Annotated in this window: 18 protein-coding genes and 1 pseudogene; 3 read left to right on the top strand and 16 right to left on the bottom strand. The window is 37.6% G+C overall.

Going from position 1 to position 21,366, the window contains the following annotated elements; all coding sequences use genetic code 11:
- Positions 1–21 precede the first annotated feature (21 nt).
- Together ACFIKR_RS03550 and ACFIKR_RS03545 are read left to right on the top strand one after the other, a co-directional pair.
- Positions 22–1,212 carry a bifunctional 2-C-methyl-D-erythritol 4-phosphate cytidylyltransferase/2-C-methyl-D-erythritol 2,4-cyclodiphosphate synthase gene (locus tag ACFIKR_RS03550; RefSeq protein WP_375658873.1) on the top strand — a complete coding sequence of 397 codons (1,191 nt, stop codon included), beginning with the start codon at positions 22–24 and terminating at the stop codon, positions 1,210–1,212.
- A complete protein-coding gene (locus ACFIKR_RS03545; protein WP_375636491.1) occupies positions 1,209–1,697 on the top strand; it encodes a CinA family protein in 489 nt (162 codons plus the stop codon). The genes ACFIKR_RS03550 and ACFIKR_RS03545 overlap by 4 nt, the downstream gene beginning before the upstream one ends.
- Positions 1,698–2,246: 549 nt before the next feature.
- Here ACFIKR_RS03545 and ACFIKR_RS03540 read toward each other — a convergent pair.
- From ACFIKR_RS03540 to tpiA, 14 genes and pseudogenes are all read right to left on the bottom strand, one after another.
- Positions 2,247–2,708, bottom strand: coding sequence for a type II toxin-antitoxin system RatA family toxin (locus ACFIKR_RS03540; RefSeq protein ID WP_375658858.1), 462 nt, complete (start codon positions 2,706–2,708; stop codon positions 2,247–2,249).
- A gap of 2 nt (positions 2,709–2,710) precedes the next feature.
- Positions 2,711–3,673, bottom strand: coding sequence for a lipoyl synthase (lipA, locus tag ACFIKR_RS03535; protein ID WP_375658857.1), 963 nt, complete (start codon positions 3,671–3,673; stop codon positions 2,711–2,713).
- Between the two features lie 67 nt (positions 3,674–3,740).
- Positions 3,741–5,201 carry a dihydrolipoyl dehydrogenase gene (gene lpdA / locus ACFIKR_RS03530; RefSeq protein WP_375658856.1) on the bottom strand — a complete coding sequence of 487 codons (1,461 nt, stop codon included), beginning with the start codon at positions 5,199–5,201 and terminating at the stop codon, positions 3,741–3,743.
- A gap of 221 nt (positions 5,202–5,422) precedes the next feature.
- Positions 5,423–6,766 carry a pyruvate dehydrogenase complex dihydrolipoamide acetyltransferase gene (locus ACFIKR_RS03525; protein WP_375658855.1) on the bottom strand — a complete coding sequence of 448 codons (1,344 nt, stop codon included), beginning with the start codon at positions 6,764–6,766 and terminating at the stop codon, positions 5,423–5,425.
- 14 nt (positions 6,767–6,780) lie between these two features.
- Positions 6,781–8,145 carry a pyruvate dehydrogenase complex E1 component subunit beta gene (locus ACFIKR_RS03520; RefSeq protein WP_375658854.1) on the bottom strand — a complete coding sequence of 455 codons (1,365 nt, stop codon included), beginning with the start codon at positions 8,143–8,145 and terminating at the stop codon, positions 6,781–6,783.
- 16 nt (positions 8,146–8,161) lie between these two features.
- Entirely contained in the window at positions 8,162–9,202 is a 1,041-nt protein-coding gene (gene pdhA / locus ACFIKR_RS03515; RefSeq protein ID WP_375658853.1) for a pyruvate dehydrogenase (acetyl-transferring) E1 component subunit alpha, read from the bottom strand.
- A gap of 130 nt (positions 9,203–9,332) precedes the next feature.
- Entirely contained in the window at positions 9,333–9,650 is a 318-nt protein-coding gene (locus ACFIKR_RS03510; protein ID WP_375658852.1) for a septum formation initiator family protein, read from the bottom strand.
- A gap of 64 nt (positions 9,651–9,714) precedes the next feature.
- Positions 9,715–10,173: pseudogene (locus ACFIKR_RS03505) on the bottom strand (hypothetical protein).
- A 382-nt stretch (positions 10,174–10,555) separates the two neighbouring features.
- Entirely contained in the window at positions 10,556–10,963 is a 408-nt protein-coding gene (locus tag ACFIKR_RS03500; protein WP_375658851.1) for an NINE protein, read from the bottom strand.
- 111 nt (positions 10,964–11,074) lie between these two features.
- Complete coding sequence (gene eno / locus ACFIKR_RS03495) at positions 11,075–12,346, bottom strand: phosphopyruvate hydratase (RefSeq protein WP_375658850.1); 1,272 nt, start codon at positions 12,344–12,346, stop codon at positions 11,075–11,077.
- 71 nt (positions 12,347–12,417) lie between these two features.
- On the bottom strand, positions 12,418–13,254 hold the full coding sequence (kdsA, locus tag ACFIKR_RS03490; protein ID WP_375658849.1) for a 3-deoxy-8-phosphooctulonate synthase: 837 nt from the start codon (positions 13,252–13,254) through the stop codon (positions 12,418–12,420).
- Between the two features lie 36 nt (positions 13,255–13,290).
- Entirely contained in the window at positions 13,291–14,919 is a 1,629-nt protein-coding gene (locus tag ACFIKR_RS03485; RefSeq protein WP_375658848.1) for a CTP synthase, read from the bottom strand.
- Between the two features lie 127 nt (positions 14,920–15,046).
- The gene (gene secG, locus ACFIKR_RS03480) at positions 15,047–15,499 is read right to left on the bottom strand and encodes a preprotein translocase subunit SecG (protein WP_375658847.1); all 453 of its coding nucleotides are present in this window, start codon (positions 15,497–15,499) and stop codon (positions 15,047–15,049) included.
- Positions 15,500–15,581: 82 nt separating this feature from the next.
- Entirely contained in the window at positions 15,582–16,346 is a 765-nt protein-coding gene (gene tpiA / locus ACFIKR_RS03475; protein WP_375658846.1) for a triose-phosphate isomerase, read from the bottom strand.
- A gap of 154 nt (positions 16,347–16,500) precedes the next feature.
- Here tpiA and ACFIKR_RS03470 point away from each other — a divergent pair, with 154 nt between their 5' ends.
- Positions 16,501–18,390, top strand: a complete 1,890-nt coding sequence (locus tag ACFIKR_RS03470; RefSeq protein WP_375658845.1) for a peptidyl-prolyl cis-trans isomerase — start codon at positions 16,501–16,503, stop codon at positions 18,388–18,390.
- A 737-nt stretch (positions 18,391–19,127) separates the two neighbouring features.
- Here ACFIKR_RS03470 and ACFIKR_RS03465 read toward each other — a convergent pair.
- Both ACFIKR_RS03465 and ACFIKR_RS03460 read right to left on the bottom strand, forming a co-directional pair.
- Complete coding sequence (locus ACFIKR_RS03465) at positions 19,128–19,988, bottom strand: phytoene/squalene synthase family protein (RefSeq protein WP_375658844.1); 861 nt, start codon at positions 19,986–19,988, stop codon at positions 19,128–19,130.
- A gap of 874 nt (positions 19,989–20,862) precedes the next feature.
- On the bottom strand, positions 20,863–21,249 hold the full coding sequence (locus ACFIKR_RS03460) for an Mth938-like domain-containing protein (protein ID WP_012754989.1): 387 nt from the start codon (positions 21,247–21,249) through the stop codon (positions 20,863–20,865).
- Positions 21,250–21,366 lie beyond the last annotated feature (117 nt).

Raw genomic sequence — 21,366 nt, 5'->3', positions numbered from 1 at the left:
TATAACATAAGGAGATTAGCTATTTCTATTGCAGCAATAATATTAGCCGCTGGACGTGGTGAAAGAGCAGGATCTCCCCATAAAATTCCAAAACAATATCGGCTTCTAGGACAAAAGCCGATTATTTATCATACCGTGCATTGTTTTTTGCGGCATCCAGCTATCACAACAATTATCCTTGTTATTCATCCAGAAGATCATCAAATCTGTGAACAAGCTATTGGCGATTTTAAAGAGCGCCTTATTATCGTTGAAGGAGGCAATACACGTCAAATCTCTACCTTACATGGACTTCAGGCACTCAAAAAATTCAATCTCCAATATGTGCATATTCATGATGGTGCACGCCCCTTTATCGAAAACAAGCTTCTTGATAACATTCACAACACAATCACGCCTCAAGAAGGTGTTCTTCCTGTTCTTCCCATCTCTGATACCCTTAAACGTGTAAATAATCAGCATGTTTTAGAAACAATTCCCCGTACCCATCTTTATAGTGCACAAACTCCACAGTGTTTTCCCTTTGAACATATCTTAGCGGCCCATAAGCAAGCAAAACAAGCTTGCAAAAAAGAATTCACTGACGATTCTGCGATTGCCGAATGGTTTGGAATTCCTATGCGTACCGTTCCTGGGGATCCTAACAACATAAAAATTACATGGCATGAAGATTTTAATACCGCACATTTATATCTCCAAAAGAAAATGCAAATATTTCCTGATATCCGCACCGGCAATGGTTATGATGTTCACTCTTTCGAGGATGGTGATTTTCTTATTTTATGTGGTATAAAAATCCCTTTTCATAAAAAATTAAATGGACACTCCGATGCGGATGTTGCTCTTCATGCGCTAACAGATGCCCTGCTCGCTACACGAGGTGCTGGAGATATTGGCACACATTTCCCTCCCTCTGATCCTCAATGGAAAAATGCATCATCAGAAATTTTTCTCCGTCATGCTCTTGATATTCTAAAACAAGCAAGTGGTCGTATCGCCAATGTTGATATCACAATTATTGCTGAAAATCCTAAAATTGGTCCCTATCGTCATGCCATGACAGAAAATCTTATGACGATACTTTCAATAACACCTGATCGAATCTCTATCAAAGCAACAACAAATGAAAAGCTTGGATTTATTGGTCGCGGTGAAGGAATTGCTGCTCTTGCAACAGCGAGCGTTCTTTATTCAGGAGAACTTCCCCAATGACATATCTTTGTGAAAAACAAGCACATGAAGTCCTTAATATCTTTCGCCAAAAAGGTTTGCTGTTAACAACTGTAGAGTCTTGTACAGGAGGACTCATTGCTGCAAGCCTCACAAATATTGCAGGCTCGTCAGATGTTCTCGATTGTGGATTTGTTGTTTATTCAAATGAATCTAAAACACGCCTTGTTGGCGTTTGTGCTGAACTTATAAGAACCTATGGCGCCGTTTCAAAAGAAGTTGCTCTTGCAATGGCTGAGGGTGGATTAAAACATTCACAAGCTGACATTGCAGTCTCTGTAACAGGAATTGCTGGTCCAGGAGGAGCAAGTCTTGATAAACCTGTAGGACTTGTGCATTGCGCAGTTGCTTACAAAAATCATAAAACTCTGCACAAAGAAATGCACTTTGGTCATCTTAACCGCAATGCTATCCGCCATGCAACTGTTGAAAATGTTTTTAAAATGATTCTGGAATTGCTTCACTGAATTCCCCGTACTAATTTCAAAGCTCTCTATTCCACATTGAGTCTATAATCGTCAACATCTTGAAAAAATGATTTATTGAATCACAGCTTTAAGTTGAATTAATCAAATTTATTCACTTGCACGCCACAAGAAAAAAACTGTATAAATAAAATGAATAAAGAAAGGGATACTCGTACCTCTCTCAAATGCTAAGAGCTAGCGCAACATCTTGAGAGATGGCAAATAAATGGTGCAGGCTGACTTCTTCGTAAGTGTAAAGATGTTTATTTTATATACTTTTACGAGGATCTATACTATTTGTTATGTGCGCTATTATGAAATGGGTAGACGCAAGCATGTTCTATTTGGACGTTTTGTTTAACGGATGTGCCTCCATTAAAAAAGAGAGAAACAAAAGCGTGAAGCTGTGCATCATCTTCATCATTTAAAATGATATTCCTTTAGTATACTTTTGAAAGCTGAATTAAAAACAAATAGTAAAGATGGAAACCGGTTTTCACCTTCACGCTGTTATAAGCAATACGTATTGTTAAAAAATAACAGAATAGACTATGTTACCGTAGAGCCATAAATCTGATGCGCACGCTTCTCAAAAGCGTCGGTAAATTTGCGAAACGCAATATCAAACATTGAGCCCATCACTAATCCAAGCGTTTTACTTTTAAATTCATAATCAATAAAAAACTCTACATTACATGCATTGGTATTTTCAATACCATGAAAGGTCCAACGATTTTCAAGATATTTGAATGGACCATCAATGTATTTAACTTCTATAAGATTTTTTTCCGGCTGAAGAAATACTTGAGTCGTAAAAGTTTCACGGATAATCTTATAGCCAACGGTCATATCCGCAAGAAGCAATATTTTTTTCCCATACTCTTTTCGAGAACGTACTATTAAAGACTCACACATTGGTAAAAATTCAGGATAACGCTCAATATCTGAAACCAGATCAAACATTTCACTGGCACTATGGGTGATCTGCCGATGTATTGTAAAAATCGGCATAATTATCTCTGTAAGGAAAATTTTTCATCGCGCGCTTTTTGCAAAATAGCAAAATCATCTCCAGCATGATGAGATGAACGCGTCAGAGGATTGGAGGCCATATGTAAAAATCCTTTTACTTTACCAATCTTGGCAAAAGACTCAAATTCTTCAGGAGGCACAAAACGAACAACTGGATGATGTTTTCGTGTAGGCTGTAAATATTGTCCAATCGTCATAAAGTCAACATCAGCAGAGCGCAAATCATCCATCAATTGCAAAATTTCATTTCGCTCCTCCCCAAGGCCAACCATAATTCCCGATTTTGTAAAAATTGTTGGATCAAGTTCTTTAACGCGTTGTAATAAACGAATTGAATGAAAATAACGTGCCCCTGGACGAACCTTCAAATATTTAGAAGGAACTGTTTCTAAGTTATGATTAAAAACATCAGGCTTAGCAGCAACAACAACTTCTAAAGCGCCATCCTTATGACGAAAATCAGGTGTCAGAACTTCAATTGTCGTTTTAGGAGTTTTTTGACGAATCGTATAAATAACTTTTGCAAAATGCTCAGCACCACCATCAGCAAGATCATCACGATCAACAGATGTAATGACAACATGTTTTAATTCCATCCGTGCAACAGCATCGGCTACACGTTCTGGCTCATTATCATCAACGGCAAGTGGAATACCTGTTGCAACGTTACAAAAAGCACAAGCACGCGTACATATTTCACCTAAAATCATAAAGCTAGCATGCCGCTGGCTCCAACATTCACCAATATTAGGGCAACCAGCCTCTTCACATACAGTCACTAACTTATGCGTACGTACAATACCATGTGTTTCCTTATAAACTGGTGATGTTGGCGCTTTTACACGAATCCAATCTGGTTTTTTTTGAACGCTTGTATCAGGACGATGTGCCTTTTCAGGATGACGCAAACGTCTATTTGTAATTCTATCAACAACCGTAACCATTTAAGCCTTTGCCTTATAAATACGAAGTAACAATCAAAAATATAAAATCTTTCATACAATCCAGTCATCAAGCGTTTAAAACTTGACCATAAGCATCCAATACACTTTCTTTCATCATTTCCGATAAAGTCGGATGTGGAAAGACAGTATGCATTAATTCTTCTTCTGTTGTTTCAAGATTCATGGCAATAACAAAACCCTGTATCAATTCTGTTACCTCAGCCCCTACCATATGGGCCCCAAGAAGCTGTCCTGTTTTTTTATCAAAAATCGTTTTTACTAACCCCTGATCTTCACCCAAAGCAATCGCCTTGCCATTCGCAGCAAAAAAATAACGACCAATACGTATATCATAACCTGCTTCTTTTGCTGTAGCTTCTGAAAGCCCTACAGAGGCAACCTGTGGTGTACAATATGTACACCCTGGAATTTTTCTTTTATCAAGCGGATGAGCACTCTTCAAACCTGCAAGATGCTCAATACATATCACACCTTCTTCTTCTGCTTTATGTGCCAACATGGGAGGACCTGCTACATCACCGATAGCATAAATACCCGCAACCCCTGTCCAGCTCCATTCATCGGTTACAATGCACCCACGATCGGTTTTTATTCCCAAAGCTTCTAAACCAAGATTCTCAATATTACCTTGCACCCCAACAGCGGAAATCAATCGGTCAACAGTCATTGACTCTATTTTACCTTGAATATCAATATGTACAGTCACAGAATCAGAAGATTTTTCAATCTTTGTTACTTTTGCTTGACGAAGAATGCGTAAACCTTTTTTCTCTAACTGTTTACGAGCAAACGTTGAAATTTCAATATCTTCAGCAGGCATGATGTGGGGCATCATTTCAACAACAGTTACCTCAGCTCCCATATCACAATAAAAAGAGGCAAATTCAATGCCAATAGCCCCAGACCCTATAACCAAAAGCGATTTTGGCATTGCTGGCGGTATCATAGCTTCAAAATAAGTCCAAATGAGTTTCCCATCTGGCTCAATACCAGGAAGGACACGAGGACGTGCGCCCGTTGCAATAATGATATGCTTTGCTTGATAAGTTCCCTCCCCTAACGTCCCTTTAGGGACTGGATTTTGTGGTTGCATAATCGGTTTGGAGGATGAAGAAACCATAATTTCCGCAGGATGGCTTCCCTTCGCTTTTTTAGTAAGCTTTGCTTCACCCCAGATAATATCAATTTTGTTTTTTTTCATTAAAAAATCAACACCAGCATTTAAACGTGCTGAAACACGTCGTGAACGTGCTACAACATCTTTGATGTTTGCCTCAATTGAACCATTAATTTTTAATCCATAATTTTTTGCATGTTCAGCAAAATGTTTCATTTCCGCTGAACGTAGAAGAGCCTTTGTTGGAATACATCCCCAATTTAAACAGATCCCTCCCAAATGTTCACGTTCAACAATCGCAGTCTTAAAACCACATTGTGCTGCACGAATTGCGGTTACATATCCGCCTGGACCTGATCCAATCACAATTACATCATAAAGATTTGCCACAGTAATTCCTCCATGGATATATATATAAAACGGATATGCATTTTTTGAAATTAAGACTGCAAAACAACATCACAGAATTATCTTATGTCTTTTTCTTTAAGCTTCACGTAAATGCTTTACCCAAACTAGAAATAGCAATAACATTGCTCTTCAAACTCTTAAATTTGTTTTATTCTCTTAACATACTCTCTCACAATTTACGTGAAGAACTGTTAAACAGTTCAAACCAACATTGCTAATGGATTTTCAATCATCTTCTTAAAAGTCCGCGCGAGCTCTGCGGCTAAAGCACCATCGACAGCACGATGATCCGCAGAAATTGTAACTGACATAACTGTCGCAACAACTAATGCACCATTTTTAACAACGGCGCGTTCTTCCCCTGCACCAATCGCAAAAATCGTCGCATGCGGTGGATTAAGGATAGCCGAAAAACTTTTTATACCATACATCCCCATATTTGATACAGCTGTTGTTCCACCTTGATATTCTTCCATTTTTAACTTTCCCTCACGCGCACGCTTTGCAAAATCCTTCATCTCTTTGGAAATAAGTGATAACGGCTTTTCCTCTGCATGGCGAATAATCGGCGTAATTAATCCATTGGGAATAGAAACAGCAACCCCAACATCACAATGTTTATGATGAAGCATTCCGTCTTCAAGCCAAGAGACATTCGCATCAGGAACAGCTTTCAAAGAAAGTGCGACAGCTTTAATCACCATATCATTAACAGAAAGCTTATAAGTAGGCTGAGTTTCTTCCTGCCTCTTAATCATTGGTGCAGCAGCATTCAGTTGTGTACGCAGTGCTAATAGCGCATCAAGTTCACAATCTACCGTTACATAGAAATGTGGAACTCTCTGTTTTGATTCCATCAAACGTATTGCGATTGTTTTACGCATATTATTATGGGGTGCGAAGATATATTCATCCTCTTTAAAGAGTTTCAGTATCTGTTTGTCAGAAGCACCTGTAGCTACTAGCTCCCCTATTTGCGATGAATAAGACACTTTAGAAATATCACTACTTACAGCTTTTTCTACATCGCGCTTGATAATACGCCCATGCGGACCACTTCCAGAAATAAGGGATAAATCAAGACCTTCCTGAGATGCTAATCGCCGCGCTAAGGGAGAGGCAAAAAGACGCGCTTCCTTTTTATCTTGCTGCATTAATTGCTGAGCTGATGATTCATGAGACATTTTTGTACCCTTTGAGTCCGTCTGTTTCAGAGAATCTGTCTGTTTTACGCCCTCTGGTTCTTGTCTTGTAGAAGAAGAGATTTCTTCTGAAACTTTTGCAGCTTCAGCTAAATCTTCACCTTCTTCTGCTAAAACAACAATTAAAGCATTTACTTTAACGCCTTGTGTTCCAGCAGGAACAACAATTTTGGCAACCCTACCTTCATCAACGGCTTCGACTTCCATTGTCGCTTTATCTGTCTCAATTTCAGCAATAACATCACCAGAGGAAACTTTATCTCCCTCCTTAATATTCCATTTTGTTAAATTTCCCTCTTCCATCGTAGGGGAAAGCGCTGGCATTGTAATTTTAATGGGCATTATGCTTTCCTCCGTTATGCTCTGTATGTCACAGCCTTAACAGCCTCAATAATTTCAGCAGTATTAGGCAAAGCCAACTTCTCAAGATTAGCGGCATAAGGCATCGGAACATCTTTGCCAGAAATCGTAGCAATTGGCGCATCAAGATAGTCAAAAGCCTGCTGCATAACACGCGTTGCTATTTCAGTTCCCACGGATGACTGAGGAAATCCCTCTTCAATTGTTACCAAACGACCTGTTTTTTTAACCGAAGAAAGAATTGTTGGAAGATCCATCGGGCGAATGGTTCGTAAATCAATCAATTCAACATCAATACCAAGCTGTTCAATTTCCGGCAACGCTTGAACGGCATAATGCATTCCAATTCCACACGCGACAATCGTCACATCTTGTCCAGACTTATGAATACGCGCCTTACCAATAGGCAAAACAAAATCATCCAGTTGAGGGACATCAAATTGATGCCCATACAAAATCTCATTTTCAAGAAAAATAACAGGATTATCATCACGAATAGCAGCTTTCAGCAAACCTTTTGCATCTGCAGCACTATAAGGCATGACAACTTTCAAACCTGGTATATGACTGTACCATGCAGCGTAGCATTGAGAATGTTGAGCTCCAACACGGGCAGCCGCACCATTGGGACCTCGGAAAACCATAGGAGCGGTCATTTGTCCACCAGACATATAACGTGTTTTTGCTGCTGAGTTAATAATTTGATCCATCGCCTGCATCGCAAAATTAAAGGTCATAAACTCAACAATGGGACGTAACCCTCCAAAAGCAGCCCCAACAGCCAACCCAGCAAAGCCGTGCTCTGTAATTGGGGTATCAATAACTCGGCGCTCTCCGAATTCGTCCAATAAACCCTGACTAACCTTATAGGCACCTTGATATTGCGCGACTTCTTCCCCCATAAGAAAAACTTTTTCATCACGCCGCATTTCTTCAGCCAAAGCCTGATTAAGCGCTTCACGAACTGTCATTGTAACCATTTGTGTTCCCGCTGGAATATCAAAATCAGGAGACGTATCAAAAGTAGGAACCTGCGGAACTGACGAAGGCAGAGAAAGAGGAGATTCCTTAGGTTTTTGTGCTGTATCCGTAGGTTGCGAAATATCCTCAGCACGCTCACCTTCTTCTAACAAAATCGCAATAACAGTGTTAACCTTTACGCCTTCAGAACCTTCAGGCACAAAAATTTTACCAAGAGTACCTTCATCAACGGCCTCTACTTCCATTGTAGCCTTATCCGTTTCAATTTCAGCAATAACATCGCCAGAGCTAACCTTATCACCTTCTCTCTTGAGCCATTTAGACAGTTTACCTTCTTCCATAGTTGGTGAAAGCGCCGGCATCAAAATATCAATAGACATACTTGCTTCCCTCGCATCAAACTAAAATATCAGTATAGAGCTCAGAAGCATCTGGCTCTTGATCACTTTGTGCAAAATCTGCCGCATCAGCAACAATTGCACGAACCTCTTTCTCAATAGACTTTAAATCATCTTCATTTGCCCAATTTTTCTTAAGAATCCGACTTTTTACTTGATCAATCGGATCGTGTTCCTCTTTTATTTTTTGGACTTCTTCCTTTGAACGATATTTTGCTGGATCAGACATGGAATGACCACGATAGCGATAGGTCTGCATATCAAGAATGATCGGTCCTTTACCTGAGCGTGCCCAAGAAATCGCTTCATCAGCAGCTCCTTTTACTGATCGAACATCCATACCGTCAACAACAATACCTGGAATTTCAAAAGAAAGACCACGTCGGGAAAAATCAGTTTCTGCAGATGCACGCGAAACTGACGTTCCCATAGCATACTGATTGTTTTCAATAATATAAACAACGGGAAGCTTCCAAAGTGAAGCCATATTAAAACTTTCGTAAACCTGCCCCTGATTTGCAGCACCATCACCAAAATAAACCAATGTCACATTATCTTTACCAAGGTACTGATTCGAAAATGCCAAACCTGAACCAATTGGAACCTGCGCACCAACAATACCATGTCCTCCATAAAAGTTCTTTTCTTTAGAGAACATATGCATCGAGCCACCTTTCCCTTTGGAAAAGCCCCCTTGACGCCCTGTTAATTCTGCCATGACACCACGCGGGCTCATCCCAACGGCTAACATATGCCCATGATCACGGTAAGACGTAATAACTTGATCACCTTCTCTTGCCGCTTTCAATGTTCCTATAACAACGGCTTCCTGACCAATATAAAGGTGACAAAATCCCCCAATAAGCCCCATACCATAAAGTTGTCCTGCTTTTTCTTCAAAACGGCGAATTAAAAGCATTTCACGATAAGCATTAATTTCTTCCTCTTTTGTAAAATCTGCTATTGGTGCTTTCTTTGTGGTGCTTGATAATGCAGTGCGCGCCACCGACGCAGAATTTTTTTTAAGTCGTTCTGCCATATTAAACTCCCTTTTATGATTATTTAGGAATAACCTTTACAAACCAAAGTTACAAGCCTTATCAATCGGCTTAAACAATATCATCGGTCATTGTTGTTTAAATTCAGCGAATTCTCATTTACTTTTGGTATCATTTACAAGGCGTTAAAATTGTCAATTCATTTGATTTAGAAAAGTTTAAGTTCTTTCGGACATACTCATCCAACATATCCTTTTCTATATGCCCATTGCGTAAAAGAGAAATACGCTTTTCCATGAATATCCGCTCAGCTTCTATTTTATGAAGCTCCTTTTCTAATTCGCTAATATGCTGATTAACTTCACTGCGTGAATATAACCCATACTCACCATGATAAATGTGATAACTGAAATAGCTTAAGACTCCCACCGTCATAAGAGGCAGTACAAAGCGTACTTTGATTGATCGACGTTTCTGCTTTGTCCACATAAAATAGCACAGTCTTTAATAGCACAATTTTTTTAATATTTTGCCCAACTATGCACGATTTTGATTAATACCTCATTACCAAATCTACACCAAAATAATTTGTTATTTTCAATTTATCCCCATCTTTGTCCCTAAAATTTCCTGTTAAAATAAATATAAAATCAATCAATGCCCAAAGTATAGTTGTCAAAAAAACCGATCCCCAGAAATAGCAGACTTATTACACTTATAAGAAGCGTTATAAGTCCCGATACAACTCTACCAACCATAAAGTGATGAATCCCCAATACACAAAAAAACAAGTAAACGATCGCTAGTATCACATTTAATTTTTGTGACTGACCTTCAACCGAGATAGGAAAAACAGATTTAATGGTATCCCCTTCACAGACAAAATCAACGGTATCCCCTACCTTTGATGTTTTTTCCCTAACCAATCCTCAGGCGAAAATTGATAACGCTTATCATCATCTCCAGAAACGAGATAAACCCTTTGATCTTGACCAATAATCGTACCTTTCATCTTTAACACCTACAAAGCTGCTCCTCACGTATTATTCATAAAGAGGTTGTTTTTAATTTGATAACACATTAACCAACCTCACTGTGTAAATACAATCCGTACTCACCGTGAAAACATGAAATAAAAACAGTTTTGAGCTCCCTGATAATCCAATGTTATCCACTACTATAAGCAGAAACACAATACACGCCTTAATTAATTTGCGTCTTTGCCTTACCCATATAAAATAGCATTGTCTTTTTCAATATTTTTATTTAACTGTGCATATTTTCTTAATATCTCACATTAAAGACATTATAGTACAATAATTCGGCATTATAAACTTAATATATTGATAAAAATAAAAAGAGAACTGAATTACTTTCTCTTTATTATAAAATTTTTAAAAATCTGTAATCTGATTGCCATCTTTATCCGTAAATCTACCACCAAGAATAACTATAAAATCAACAATTGCCCAAATACCGGTAATTATCAATCCAAACAATGATAAAGATAGAACCAGCATTAAGGCACCAGTCCGAACTTTACCAACCATAAAGCGATGGACACCAAAGATACCTGAACACCAACAAAGGAGTGCGAACATTATCTTTGAGTTCTCTGTACCTGGTCTTAACAATGGAAAAACAGAACTGACAACACCCCCCTCACAGACAAAATCAACAGCATTACCAATCCGTGGTGGATTCTTTCCCAACCAATCCCAAGTCGCAAACTGATAACGTTTACCATCATCACCCGAAACGAGATAAGTTCCTTGATCTTGACTAATAATTATACCTCTCATCTTAATCCCTATAAATTTAAACACTTAAAAATTATTGCGTATATGCCTTTGATAAGAAATCTCAATTTCATAATCTAAATGATCTTATACTTTCATATTTTGTGCTCACAACTATACATGATATAAATCACCAGCATAACGCGCTTGGGCTCCTAGCATTTCTTCAATACGAATAAGTTGATTGTATTTTGCTAATCTATCCGAACGCGCAAGAGAACCTGTTTTAATTTGTCCACAATTCGTTGCAACCGCAAGATCTGCAATGAAAGAGTCCTCTGTTTCGCCTGAACGATGAGATATAATGGCACGATAACCTGCTTTATGTGCTACTTCTACAGCATCAAGTGTTTCACTCAATGTACCAATTTGATTAACTTTTATGAGAATAGAATTGCCTACCCCCATTTTGATACCATCACGCAAACGTGCTGAATTTGTTACAAACAAATCATCGCCAACAAGCTGACATTTTCCTCCAATTGTGTCAGTGAGTAACTTCCAACCTTCCCAATCATCCTCAGCCATTCCATCTTCAATTGTAATAATAGGATAATTTTTCACAAGCTGCGCTAAATAATCTACCTGTTCTTGGATGTCACGGCATTTCCCCTCACCTTTATAAAAATACGAACCATTTTTATAAAATTCGGTTGAAGCACAGTCTAAACCAATGGCAATTTGTTCCCCTGGTTTGTAGCCACATGTTGTAATAGATTCCATAATAAAATCAATTGCTTGATCAGCACTTTTAAATTGAGGTGCAAAACCACCTTCATCACCAACATTGGTATTATAACCCGCATCTTTTAAACGCTTTTTCAACGCATGGAAAATTTCAGCGCCATAACGAATGGCTTCTCTTACAGTAGGGGCTCCTATAGGAATAATCATAAACTCCTGAAAATCAATCAAATTATCAGCATGAACGCCACCATTAATAATATTCATCATAGGGGTTGGAAGAATATGCGCTTGTGTACCACCAATATAACGATACAAAGGTAAATTTAATGAATCCGCAGCTGCTTTTGCAACAGCTAATGAAACACCAAGAAGTGCATTGGCACCAAGACGAGCTTTGTTTGGCGTTCCATCTAAAGCAATCATTGCTTGATCAATAGCGATTTGATTTGTTGCATCCCGCCCACCAAGTTCTTCAAGAATTTCGCCATTAACTGCAGCAATCGCTTTTTCAACACCTTTCCCTTGATAACGCAAACCACCATCACGAAGCTCTATAGCCTCGTGTGCTCCTGTTGAAGCTCCCGATGGAACCAGAGCACGACCAAAAGCTCCATTCTCCAAATGAACATCAACTTCTACCGTTGGATTACCACGGCTATCAAGAACTTCACGTCCAATGATATCGACAATTATAGTCATATGTGTTTCCTTATCCAACAAAAGTCTTGATTCATTTCTAATGTCCTATTAATGAAATGTTTTTTCTCTTCTCAATTCAACTTCTTTGACAGATAATCAAACTCCATTAAAGTCTCAAGCAATCTTTGTAAATTATCAAGTTTAACCATATTGGGTCCATCAGAAGGTGCATTATCTGGATCTTGATGCGTTTCTAAAAAAATACCTGCTACCCCAACAGAAACAGCCGCACGTGCTAAAACTTCAACAAATTGACGCTGTCCACCAGATGAAGCACCCTGCCCCCCAGGTTCTTGAACAGAATGCGTTGCATCAAAAATAACGGGAGCACCAAATGAACGTAAAATAGGCAACGAGCACATATCAGAAATAAGTCGGTTGTAACCAAATGACGTGCCTCGCTCACAAAGCATAACATTCGGATTACCACTGTAAACAACCTTTTTTAAAACATTCTCCATGTCCCACGGCGCTAAAAACTGACCTTTTTTAATGTTAATAACACACTCCGTTTTAGCAGCTGCTACCAAAAGATCTGTTTGACGACATAAAAAAGCCGGTATTTGTAAAATATCAACCGTAGAAGAAACAATTGTACACTGCTCTTCTGTATGCACATCAGTTAATATGGGACAATCAAACTCCTTTTTTAAATCAGAAAAAACAGCCATTGCTTTTTCAAGACCAATACCACGTGCCGCCCCTAAAGAAGTTCGGTTAGCTTTATCGTAACTCGATTTATAAACAAACCCGATACCAAGCTGATCGGTAATTGTTTTAATACGACCAGCCATTTCAAAAGCATGATCGCGACTTTCCATCTGACACGGCCCTGCAATTAATGAAAGAGGCATTTCATTTGAAAAAATAATATTTCCAACTTTCACACAGGCATTTGGTTTAGCCATTTTATCCCTCAAAAGAAAAGTAACCCAATTTATGCATTAAACTAATCGGCTTTGTTCTACAGCGGCTTCAATAAAAGAAGAAAAAAGCGGATGTGGATCAAAAGGACGGGATTTTAATTCTGGATGATATTGAACACCAATAAACCATGGATGATCTGCATATTCTATAGTTTCTGGTAAAATACCATCAGGAGACATCCCAGAAAAAATCAAACCACACTGTTCTAACTTATCCTTATAATCAATATTGACCTCATAACGATGACGATGTCGCTCAACAATCTTGGTCATCCCATAAATTTGAGCAATATGACTCTCTTCTTTTAATTCAGCAGCAAAAGCACCAAGACGCATTGATCCGCCGAGATCACCATTTCTTGTACGTTTCTCAAGAACGTCTCCTTTAAGCCATTCTGTCATTAAACCTACGATTGGATTTTCTGTTTCGCAAAACTCACTTGATGAAGCATTCTTAATCTGTGCAATATTGCGAGCAGCTTCTATACAAGCTAATTGCATTCCAAAACAAATCCCTAAAAATGGAACTTTACGCTCTCGCGAAAATTGAATTGCTCGAATCTTTCCTTCTGCTCCTCGTGCCCCAAAAGCACCTGGAACCAAAATTCCATGGGCTTTTTGTAAAGCTGAAACAGAATCTTCTTCTTCAAAAAGTTCCGAATCAATCCACTCAATATTAACTTTTACTTTATTCGCTAAACCACCATGCGCAATCGCTTCAATAAGAGATTTATAAGCATCCTTTAAACCCGTATATTTTCCGACAACAGCAATCGTAACTTCTCCTTCAGGATGGTGAATACGATGCGTAATATTTTCCCAACGATCCATCTGAGGGGAAGGTGCCGAATTGATTCCAAAAGCGCAAAGAACTTCAGAGTCCAAACCCTCCTTATGATATGCCATAGGAACATCATAAATCGTTGGCATATCTAATGCCTGAATGACTGCATTGGAGCGAACATTACAAAAAAGGGATAATTTGCACCGTTCTGTTTCTGGAATAGATCTATCTGCACGTACAAGCAAAATATCAGGAGAAATACCAATTGCTTGCAATTCTTTGACAGAATGTTGTGTTGGTTTCGTTTTTAATTCACCTGCCGAAGGTATATAAGGCATTAATGTGAGATGGACATAAACGACACTTTGTCTTGGTAGCTCATTGCGAAGCTGACGAATCGCTTCTAGAAAAGGCATTGCTTCAATATCACCAACCGTTCCACCTATCTCACACAAAACAAAATCAAATTCTTCATTTCCCATCGTAATGAATCTCTTAATTTCATCTGTAACATGAGGAATAACTTGGACTGTTGCCCCCAAATAATCACCACGCCGCTCTCGTTCAATGATATTGCGATAAATACGCCCTGTTGTGATATTATCTTGGCTATTTGCAGAACGCCCAGTAAAACGCTCATAATGACCAAGATCAAGATCCGTTTCTGCACCATCATCAGTCACAAATACTTCACCATGTTGATAAGGTGACATCGTACCTGGATCAACATTTAAATAAGGATCAAGTTTGCGAAGACGCACACGATAGCCACGAGCCTGTAATAACGCTGCTAACGCCGCCGCTGCGATGCCTTTTCCAAGGGAAGAAACCACACCACCAGTAATAAAAATATAACGTGCCATGGGCTTATGGTGATAAGCAATTTATAATGATTTTTCCAGCAAAAAATGCAAAAAGAAACAATTTTTCTTCTAAAATAAAAAAGGTGAAAAAATCACCTTTTAAAAAAGTCTATATTTTCTTAAAAAACTATTTCGTACTGTTATCTGGAACTGTATTTTCAAGAACCGGTGGAACTGGACTTTCTGCTTCAGGATTTGTGGACTGTTTCTGTTCCTGCGGAGAATTCGAATTGCCTCCTAGCTGTTCAAGAATAGAAGGGGAAGACTCACCATCTGATGATGGGACTGATTCTGAGCCTTTATTGCCAGAATTCTGCTCTGAATTAACCGGTATACGCTTTAAAATATCAGAACTAGAATTTGATATATTACCCACTACGGTAAGTCCAATAGACACAACAAAAAAACAACAGGCTAAAATAGCAGTCAAACGTGTTAAAGGGTTTCGAGATCCACGAGTTTTCATCAACCCTGAGCTATTACTCACACCTAGCCCACCACCTTCTGAAGGTTGGATTAATATAACACCAACCAAAGTAATCACAATCAACAAATGAATAACTATAAGTACTGTTTGCATAAACCCTGCTCTTCAAATAACTCTTTCATAGCTATTTACACATAAATAACACACAATCCAAGGGGAAACTCAAATTTCTCTACTATAGTTTACGACAAACATCGCAAATAGTTAAAAAATCAATCGCTTTTAAGCTTGCTCCACCTATCAAAGCACCATTAACATGAGGGATGCTTAAAAGCTCAAATGCATTGGATGGCTTTACAGACCCACCATAAAGCAGACGTATCTTATTGCCTTCATCACTAAAACGAGAACGCACCTTATCACGAATGAAATGATGTACTTTTGCAATATCTTCTGGAGTCGCTGTATTGCCGCTGCCTATCGCCCAAACAGGTTCATAAGCGATAATGGTATTCTCTGCTGTTGCATCATCTGGTAAAGATTCTTCAAGCTGCTGCGTGAGAATATCCAGCACTTTATTATTGTTACGCTCTTCCAATGTTTCACCAACACACACAAGAGCCACAAGACCTGCTCGCCACGCAGCTTGCACTTTGGCACAGACAATCGCATCATTTTCCTGATACACTGTACGACGTTCTGAATGCCCAATAATGACATGACTTGCTCCTGCTTCTTTAAGCATAAAAGCTGAAATATCTCCAGTATAGGGACCATGATCATCAAAATGACAATTTTGTCCTCCCAAAAGGAGATTTTCACCATCCAGCATATCAGAAGCACGAGATAAAAGCGTTGCTGGGACGCAAATAAGCGCCTCAAAAAGATGACTGAGATCAGAGCTAACGCCTGTAGCAATAGCACGCAACTCTCCAAGCGATTCACTCGTTCCATTCATTTTCCAATTTCCAGCAAGAAAAGGCCGAGTATTTGGAGACATATTTTCACCTCAAGAGCTCTTACAATACATTGTTTATCTGTAGTTACCAAATTATAACATGAAAGCAAGTCTTTAAAGCTTGCATCTTTCATCTCTTTATTGCAAATTCCATTACAGCTTTGATAATAATTCACATTAAAAATGGACTTGAACAATGCTTGACATCATAAGAAATGCTACAAATTCTTGGATTTCTAGAATTTTCCTTGCTATTTTACTCTTATGCTTCATTCTTCTATGGGGAATACCGCAATTACACAAAAAAAGTGAAAGAGATCTTATTACTTCTGGAAAGTCCACAATAACTGTCGATGATTATCGTCTTGCACTTGCCGATCAAAGCGCTCGTTTAGCATATGCTGCTCATCTTGGACGAATGTTTACAGCAAATGAAATGCAGCAATACCAAATTCCTGCTTTTGTGTTTAATCAATTACAACAAAATATATTGCTTGATGAACAAGTCCGTAAAATGAAAATTAGTCTTTCAAAAGATACAATAGCTCATACGATTGGTTCTGATAAGATGTTCCAAGTAAATGGCACTTTTGATAAAAATTTGTTTTATAACTATCTTCAGCATTTACGTATTAGTGAAAGTGCTTTTCTTAATTATTACACCAAACAAGAAAAGCGTAACCAACTTATTTCAGCTTTACTCTCTGATATGAAAGCACCAAATCTCTTTTATAAAGCACTTGCTCTTTATCAAGGAGAAATGCGTATTGCTGATTATCTCGTTATTGATCTAAAAGAAAAGGAAAAAATTGCTGATCCTAATTACGAAACACTACAAAAATGGTTTGAAACACATCAAAGTCAATTTCGTGCTCCAGAATATCGCACTGTCTCTTTGCTATCTATGGAACTTAATGATTTTGTAAAACCTAAAGATATCTTAACAGATGAGGCGAAAGCCTATTATACACAAAATGCTTCACGTTTTGTAACGCCTGAAAAGCGTACATTCGAAAAACTGCAATTCCCCTCACGTGAAGAAGCCGATAATGCAGCAAAAAAAATAGCTGATGGATTGAGTTTTGATGAACTGGTAAAAGCTGAAAAAAAGACTCTTAATGACATAAAAAAAGGTCCTCTCGCAGAAAATGAACTTCCTAGTCATCTAGCATCTGAAATTTTTGAACTTCAACAAGGCCAAGTCAGTACTGTGATAAATGACTTACAGGGACCTATTATCATTCGCGTCACACATATTGAACCCTCAAGCTCTCTTCCTTTTGAAAGTGTCGAAGAAAATATTCGCCAAACACTTGCCAAAAATCGTGCTACTGATGATATCCGTAACAATTATGTAGCCATTGAAAATGCTCGTTTTGAGGGTGCTTCTCTCAAAGAGCTAGCTGACCAATACAAGTTATCTTTGCGCACAATTACCATTGATAAAACGGGAAAAACGCTTGAAGGTGCAATACTCACGGATTTACCTCAAAAAGATATTTTACTGAATGCCATCTATCAATCAAACGAAGGAGTTGATCTTGATCCTCTCTCTTTTCAAAATGGTGGATATCTCTGGTATAAGGTCGATAAAATTATTCCTGCCCGCGATAAAACACTTGAAGAGGCTAAGTTAGATGTTCTTTCTCAATGGAAAAGTGAGGAAATACAACGTCTTCTTGATGAAAAAGCCCAAAATGCTCTCAAACAGCTCACGGAAGGAAAAAGTCTTGTTGCGCTTGCTCGTACCCTTGGTGTTACAAAACAAACAACACCAGCCCTCCGGCGTCAAGACTCATCTGACCCTCTTGGCGTTGAAGGGATTAAAGCATTATTTTCTGCTCCCAAAGGTCATTATGGCATCATAAAAGGTCCAGTTACAACAAACCGTATCATTTATCAAATAAAGACTGTAACCATGCCTAAAGATATCACGCCTCATACTCTTTCAACGGAGGTCCGCGCCAATATAGATATGATGATAAGAGAAGATCTCAAGCTAGAAATGCTACAAATTGCCAATAAAGAACATCCTTTGGAAATTAATAGCACAAATTATAATCAGATCTTTAACGCTCTCCAATAAAAAGGTTGTGCATAATTTAAAAAACTTATTTGATAAAGTTTCCATCAGCTCTTCGTCTATAGTTGAAGAGGTAAGATAGGTCTCTTGTTTGCATATCTTAGGATCAACATTTGTATAATGATTAATTCTCTCGCAAATCAGTGTATATATGGATTTGCGAGAAAATAGTCAATGGGATGTAGAGTCGTTTTTGCAACGCATTAAAAAATATTATCCATCCAAAGGTTGTAAAATTTGTCGCACACTAAGTTATACCCATTAAGCTATAAATGTCATCCCTATCGTCATTCATTTATAGCTTATCATATTGCTACTCTTAATACTCATTCATAAGGAGCGTATTGCTTTTTCTTTAAACGATTTCATTTACACACCCAACTTATAATATACAAAAAAACTATTTTTAAAATTCATTATAAAAATGAAGAAATCTTTTTCTATTCAAGACTCTTATTCAATATGAGAAAAAACGAATTATCATTATAAATCAATATATTCATAAATCATAACAGTCATCAATTATGATTTTATAATTTCTCAAAAATAAGAGTTTTTTATAAACTCATAGACTGCCAAGATAACTTCTCTCATAAAATTTCTTATTCTTTTGCGCTCATAACAATCAAAACATCAACATTTTTTATAACAAAAAATGGTTTGGAAACACCATAGTTCCTTTTATTTTCATATGAGAAAATCAGTCTATATGTTACGTATTCCAACGTGGTAATATTCTTTTACAATATCTTTGGAAAATTGCCGCTTATTGCTACCCTTGTTATCAACCAATAGCGATATATTAATGGCAACGTTGCACTCTCTTGAAAAATTGCAGCACCCAGCTGTATAGCTTTTTGAAGAGAAGCTGGGACAATGACCAATGGAAGAAAAGCTGGCTTAAGAACTCTAGGTAAGGCACAAGAATACTCGTAAAATTTGGTATAATGATCGCGCGATAATGCTACCATAGCTTCAACAATACGATCCTTTTGTTGATCACTGAGACGATGAGATTCCAAATCTTCCCTATTTACTCCTACAGCCTTTAATATATCAGTAGGTAAATAATATTGATATCGTGATTGCATGAATGATAAAAGACGTAATACACCGCTTAATCCTTGAGATATCCCTCCATGTTTATAGATATCTGTAAACTCTTGTGCAGTATCAGAATCTAATATTTGACAAGAAAGCTGTAAAATTATGCTCGCTGTCTCACCACAATAATGCTCTAGATCATGAAGCGTTTCTATTGGATTGTGATAAAGATCTAAAATTTGTGCATTACAATAACGTAAAAAAGCTGTCTTAGGTAAATTAAAAAGAGTCATTGCTTTCAATAAATCACTCAAAATCGGATTATTTCTACTCGTTTGCATTTCACCATGAGCAATAGAATCATACCACCAACGTAACCGTATTTCTCCTATTAGTGGATCATGTACACTTTCGCGAATACGAGAAACTTCAGCATTAAATACATAAAGAGCAGCCAATGCTTGGCGCTTTTTTTTAGGCGCAAATAAAACCGATATATAGCGATCACGATCTATGGTACGTAAAATATCAAGACAATAAGGAAGAGAGCCTATCATTTGAACCTATTAACATCCCTTTTTTAGTAATGAAATTAATATCCTCTTTTTATTCATATTAAAAAATGAGGGATAAGCAAATACAGTTCAGAAAATAAGATTTTTAAATGTGTCTCTTAACTGTATTATGAATTAAAATTTCTTTTCTAGTCACTTTTCGTTTTAGAAAGAAAAAAATTAAATAAATAACTTTTCTGATAAAACTTATCTTATCGGACTTCAAGTTTTCATTTGCAGTAAAAAAAGCTAAAAACTAATCGTAACATGCATAGTGAAACTTAGAATAACAAACAACGCAAAACACTTTTTACTGAATAGATGACAATATTATTTTATAAAAAATACACTGATCACAAAAACTTCATCAAATCATTGACCTCATCCCCATACTAAAGAACAAAGATTCTTACCAATACCAATTTGTAAAAAATCCAATTGCTCTCGGTGAGTTTCTATTACTATCAACGCATTTATTTATAATGATAATTCATTGTTTTATATGTTAAATTAGAATCTCAAATATCGTAGAATGCTTGCATTTCAAAGCAATTCCATGTTGAATCAATCAAAACTATTCCCTTGCACGTCACAAGCTGGGCTGGCTTGTAGGTAAAATTGTATAAGAAAGAATTAAAAATGCCTCTTATGAACTGTCTCAAGTGCCAAGAGTTGACCACTCATGTGATTCATTGAACTACGAACAAGCTCTGCCCTGAATACTTACTACTGTATTTAAAAACACTTAATGTGTTAAGTTATGTATATTTTATTCCCCTTATATCACCACTTTAAACGACGGTATTTTACGGCGCAGTAAAATAATCACACAAGTCTTTCATACTAGACGAGAGCATTTGTTTTATTAAACAATACTCTATTCTACCGCAAATAATAATGCCGCAACAGCGCGATCTTCAGCCAATAAAACATTAAATGTACGCACCGCCGCTCCCGTACTCATTGTATCTGATGAAATACGTTTTTCCCATAAAAGAACCCGTAACTCTTCAGGTAATCGCAATAATTCAATTCCAGTACCTATTAATAAAACTTCGATTTCAGAAGCTTCTTCTAAAATACGAGATAGATCCCCTTGAGTGGGAATAGGCCCTGCCATGTCAATACCATAAATACCCGATGGTACACAAATAATAGAACCTCTATGAGACATATCAGCAAAACGAAATCCACCATTTCCATAAGCATCAATAGGTGCGCGACTTGGAAAATGTGCTTCACGAATTTGAATTGCATCGAACATGAAAAAGCACCCTTTATTTTTGAATAATCCAATTGTCTTTGCTACTTCTTACCATAAAAATTAAAGGAAGACTGATACAAACATTGATATGTTAACCATAGCCTAGTATTGAAGTGA

This window comes from Bartonella sp. MR30HLJHH (assembly GCF_042194195.1).
Classification (GTDB): domain Bacteria; phylum Pseudomonadota; class Alphaproteobacteria; order Rhizobiales; family Rhizobiaceae; genus Bartonella; species Bartonella grahamii.
This window is presented reverse-complemented; position numbering and strand designations above follow the sequence as displayed.

Coding starts and splice junctions, on each gene's coding strand:
- ACFIKR_RS03545 (WP_375636491.1), top strand. CDS start 1,209: ATGACATATCTTTGTGAAAAACAAGCACATGAAGTCCTTAATATCTTT.
- ACFIKR_RS03485 (WP_375658848.1), bottom strand. CDS start 14,919: ATGGCACGTTATATTTTTATTACTGGTGGTGTGGTTTCTTCCCTTGGA.
- tpiA (WP_375658846.1), bottom strand. CDS start 16,346: ATGTCTCCAAATACTCGGCCTTTTCTTGCTGGAAATTGGAAAATGAAT.
- eno (WP_375658850.1), bottom strand. CDS start 12,346: ATGACTATAATTGTCGATATCATTGGACGTGAAGTTCTTGATAGCCGT.
- kdsA (WP_375658849.1), bottom strand. CDS start 13,254: ATGGCTAAACCAAATGCCTGTGTGAAAGTTGGAAATATTATTTTTTCA.
- ACFIKR_RS03460 (WP_012754989.1), bottom strand. CDS start 21,249: ATGTTCGATGCAATTCAAATTCGTGAAGCACATTTTCCAAGTCGCGCA.
- ACFIKR_RS03510 (WP_375658852.1), bottom strand. CDS start 9,650: ATGTGGACAAAGCAGAAACGTCGATCAATCAAAGTACGCTTTGTACTG.
- pdhA (WP_375658853.1), bottom strand. CDS start 9,202: ATGGCAGAACGACTTAAAAAAAATTCTGCGTCGGTGGCGCGCACTGCA.
- ACFIKR_RS03470 (WP_375658845.1), top strand. CDS start 16,501: ATGCTTGACATCATAAGAAATGCTACAAATTCTTGGATTTCTAGAATT.
- ACFIKR_RS03540 (WP_375658858.1), bottom strand. CDS start 2,708: ATGCCGATTTTTACAATACATCGGCAGATCACCCATAGTGCCAGTGAA.
- ACFIKR_RS03525 (WP_375658855.1), bottom strand. CDS start 6,766: ATGCCCATTAAAATTACAATGCCAGCGCTTTCCCCTACGATGGAAGAG.
- secG (WP_375658847.1), bottom strand. CDS start 15,499: ATGCAAACAGTACTTATAGTTATTCATTTGTTGATTGTGATTACTTTG.
- lipA (WP_375658857.1), bottom strand. CDS start 3,673: ATGGTTACGGTTGTTGATAGAATTACAAATAGACGTTTGCGTCATCCT.
- ACFIKR_RS03500 (WP_375658851.1), bottom strand. CDS start 10,963: ATGAGAGGTATAATTATTAGTCAAGATCAAGGAACTTATCTCGTTTCG.
- ACFIKR_RS03465 (WP_375658844.1), bottom strand. CDS start 19,988: ATGATAGGCTCTCTTCCTTATTGTCTTGATATTTTACGTACCATAGAT.
- ACFIKR_RS03520 (WP_375658854.1), bottom strand. CDS start 8,145: ATGTCTATTGATATTTTGATGCCGGCGCTTTCACCAACTATGGAAGAA.